This window comes from Rhizobium sp. AP16 (assembly GCF_000281735.1).
Taxonomy (GTDB): Bacteria; Pseudomonadota; Alphaproteobacteria; order Rhizobiales; family Rhizobiaceae; genus Rhizobium; species Rhizobium rhizogenes.
The window spans coordinates 1-817 of sequence record NZ_AJVM01000061.1; the positions used below are offsets into that span (position 1 = coordinate 1).

Sequence of the window (817 nt, forward strand, 5' to 3'; positions counted from 1 at the left end):
GGCACTGTCACATTAAGGAGCGTTAGCCGGCGGATGGCGTATTGAGCCGGTGTGTCATGCGACGACGCGAATGCCTGTGACTTCTGACCAGACGACCATCGCCTCGCTGCGAAGCGTTCGGTAGTCGGCTGAGGTCAGGTAGTGGCGGGGAAAATGGAACAAATTGGCGATCGGATCATGAATTGAGACTAAGCACTGCACATGGCGCGCTGATTTGAACCGCTTCATGATCCGCTCTCGTCGCCTCGTGGGCTGATGCGAATTTTCCGCACGATTATTCAAGCCCTTGTGCTGGCGGTGTTCCATTTTTAGCCCGAGACCCCGACGTGCCGCGCCGTAAGACCTGAGCTTGTCTGTGATCAGAACCCGCGGGGTGCGCGCATGCTTGCGAATGAGTTTGCGCAAGAGCCGCTCGGCGGCCAGTTTGTCGCGGCAGCTTTGGACCAGAGCATCGAGAACGAAGCCATCTTGATCGACAGCCCGCCAAAGCCAATGTTTTCGGCCGTTGATCGTGATGGCGACCTCATCAAGATACCATTTGTCGCCGAACTGCGGAGCACGATGGCGGATCTTTCCGGCGAAGTCGCGTCCGAACCGTTCGGCCCAACGCCGAACCGTCTCACGGCTGACGACAATGCCCCTCGCGGCAAGCAGATCTTCGACCATCCGCAGGCTGAGCGGAAATCGGAAATACAGCCAGACGGCTTGGCCTATGACTTCGGCGGGAAACCGGCGACCTCGATAGAGGGAATTTCGAACAGCGCTCATATCAGATATCGTGCCTGAGCGTCGGTCGCCGCGTCAACGTGACAGTGCC

Annotated in this window: 1 protein-coding gene; it reads right to left on the bottom strand. The window is 58.4% G+C overall.

Annotated elements, in window-relative coordinates; genetic code table 11:
• Window positions 1–54: 54 nt before the first annotated feature.
• Complete coding sequence (locus PMI03_RS16440) at window positions 55–768, bottom strand: IS6 family transposase (RefSeq protein ID WP_039974229.1); 714 nt, start codon at window positions 766–768, stop codon at window positions 55–57.
• Window positions 769–817 lie beyond the last annotated feature (49 nt).

What these genes read in the sequence shown, in the direction of transcription:
- PMI03_RS16440 (WP_039974229.1), bottom strand. Translation starts at nt 768, where the DNA reads ATGAGCGCTGTTCGAAATTCCCTCTATCGAGGTCGCCGGTTTCCCGCC.